The organism is Rhizobacter sp. P3_B12, from assembly GCF_056402895.1.
Genome location: NZ_JBFUGN010000808.1, coordinates 1 through 2,852 on the forward strand (window position 1 = coordinate 1; position 2,852 = coordinate 2,852).

Here is a 2,852-nt window from a genome sequence, read left to right on the forward strand (position 1 = left end):
GAGTACAGCAGCACCTGGACCTACGACAACTGCGCGATGGGCATCGGCAAGCTGTGCGCGACGAGCGCCAGCACCGACATGAGCCAGCAGTGGGTGTACGACAGCCTGGGCCGACTCATCAGCAACCGCACGACCGTGGCGAACGGGCCGAGCTTTGCGAGCGCGCTGAGCTACGACGCGAATGGCCGGCAGGCGACGCAGACGTGGCCGACCGGGCTGACGGTGAACTACGGGTACACGCCGAAGGGGTTCCTCGGCACGGTGTTGCTCGCGACGGCGGTAACGGTGAACCCGTTGCCGGCGACTCCGGGCGGCACGCCAGGTGCGAGCATCGCGCTGCCGGCGGGCACGGTGCTGTGGCAGGCGCAGGGCTACAACGCGTGGGACCGGCTGGAGCAGCAGAAGTACAGCAATGCGGTGGTGAGCACCTCGGCCTACGAGGCCTTCACCGGCCGGGCCAGCGGGCTGGTGTCGGGCAAGGCGGGTGCAAGCACCGTGCTGAACCACGGCTACGTGTGGGACAGCCTGGGCCGGCTGACGAACCGCAACGATGCGAACGGGGATGGCAGCACAGGCGCGGTGACGGAGAACTTCGAGCACGACGCGCTCGGCCGGCTGCAGCGCTACACGGTGGCTGCGCCTGCGATCAGCGGCCTGGTGCGCACAGTGAGCCTGCAATACAACGCGCTGGGCAGCATCCTCTACAAGAGCGATGTGGGGGCGTACAGCTACGGCGCGCAGGGGGCGAACGCGGTGCGGCCGCATGCGGTCCAGAGCATCGAAGGGGCAGCAGCCAACACCTACGGCTTCGACGCGAACGGGAACATCGCGAGCGCAACAGCGGGCAAATATCGCGGCATCACCTACACCGGCTTCAACCTGCCGGACAGTCAGGCGGGTGTGCAAGGCCCGGCGGGCGGGCCGAGCTACGTGTGGAGCTACGACGAGGACCATGCGCGCATCCGCGAGGTGCGGACGATTCCGAATGGCACCAATGCCGGCACGCGCACCACGTGGTACCTGCACCCGGACAACACCGGCGGATTGGCCTTCGAGAGCGAGGTCAATTCACCGACAAGCCCGAGCGCGGCGAACCCAACGGTCACGAGCAACCGTCACTACCTGAGCGCAGGCGGCCAGAGCCTCGGGGTGTTGGTCTCGACTGGAGCGCTGCCGGTGCTCGGATCCACGCAAACCGCACCACCCGTGCAGTCGAGCCTGAGCGCGGTGAAGCTGGAGTACTGGCACAAGGATCACCTGGGCAGCGTCGCGGCAACGACGGATCACAACGGTGACGTGACGGCCCGCGATGCGTATGACCCGTTCGGCAAGCGCCGCTTCGCGAACGGCAACTACGACGCCGCCGGCACGCTCGTCATCGACTGGAGCTCGGCCGTCAACAGCGGCACCGACCGAGGCTTCACCGGCCACGAGCAGCTCGACGATATCGGGCTCACGCACATGAACGGGCGACTGTACGACGCGACGATCGGGCGCTTCCTGTCGCCTGACAAGTTGGTGACCGACCCCAACGAGTTGCAGGCCTACAACCGCTACAGCTACGCAAGAAATGACCCGCTGGCGCGCGTTGACCCGAGCGGCTGGGGCGATTTCCCCGACAAGACCTGGGACCCTGAGGCGTACGTGATGGAGCAGGTGAACATCACCGGAACTGCGGTTCCGACGCTTCCCGCACCGAACCTGACCTGCACGTCGTCGTGCATGGGAGGTCTCTTCAGAGCGGGGCCGCCGACGTTCGTGCTGATGGCCGCACCCGGCACGCCAGCTCAAAAGTCGTTCCAACAAGGCCTGAACGCAGGGGCCGCCAAAACCACGAGAGTGGTTGGCGGCATTCGCGAGTACGTCCACAAGGAGGCCGAGAACGGATCAGTGCTGTGGAAGATGGTTGATGCGGTATTGTCTGTGGGTGACTCGCCTGAACAAGCGGCCGACGGGTTGTCGACCGAGGCAGGCAATGAGAAGGGTTGCATCTATTGTGTCAAGGGCGATAAAACCAGTTCTGGAAAGGACTATGTTGGTTCGACGGACGATATGGACCAACGCAAGCGAGACAAGTCAGACGGCCGTGACCGGGAGGGTGCCGAAGTGGTTGATACTTATCCGAAAGGCGACCGAGATACTCGTCGTACCAAGGAGCAGCAAGCGATCAATGATCGCGGTGGTGTCGATGAGCTTGATAACAAGCGCAACGAGGTCGCACCCAAGAAATGGGACAACAGGGGTATCACTCCCCCTCCTAGCAACTGAGGAAATGATGATGAATGAACGTCCGATTCCCGAAGCCGCTATGCGCGACGAAGACGCAGTTGAAATGCTGCGAGTGTGGATCGCAGAGAAGAAAATTCACTGCTCCATGAAAGTCGGCATGTACCGTGAAACGATGAATATTCAAGAAGAGCGTGCGTGGGGCACCATCTTGGCGGACGTTGCCAAGCATTTGGCAAATGCTCTGGAATCAGGGTATGCGACCAATGCGGCCGAATCGCTGCAGAAGATTCGTGACAGCTTTGTCAGGGAGTTGGATGCGTCAACATCCGAAGCCAAAGGTGGATTCGTTCAGAGGCACTGATTGCGAGGCTCGCGACGCTACACCGATGGTCGTGCTGAACTGATCGGCCGTGGTCTGCGCAGCTTGGCGGCACGAACCGGCTGATCGTCACCGACACCGAGTACGGCGACCTGGGCCAGGTGGTGCTGCAGACGCAGCCGTACTTTCTGGACAGCGGCTCGTCGACGAGCACGGGTAGCGCCGACGTGGGCTTGTCGCGCACCGAGTACGACGCGCTGGGCCGGGTGGTTCGCATCTACACCGCCGACAGCCAGGGCAGCCA

The 2,852-nt window shown here is 63.4% G+C and carries 2 protein-coding genes; both read left to right on the forward strand.

All coding sequences use genetic code 11. The features are described from left to right. Positions 1-2,268, forward strand: a 2,268-nt coding sequence (locus AC1D01_RS28340) for an RHS repeat-associated core domain-containing protein (RefSeq protein WP_477872352.1), incomplete at its 5' end; no start/stop codon positions are given. Positions 2,269-2,278: 10 nt separating this feature from the next. Further along, entirely contained in the window at positions 2,279-2,590 is a 312-nt protein-coding gene (locus AC1D01_RS28345) for a DUF5076 domain-containing protein (protein ID WP_477872354.1), read from the forward strand. The last annotated feature ends 262 nt before the right edge of the window (positions 2,591-2,852 follow it).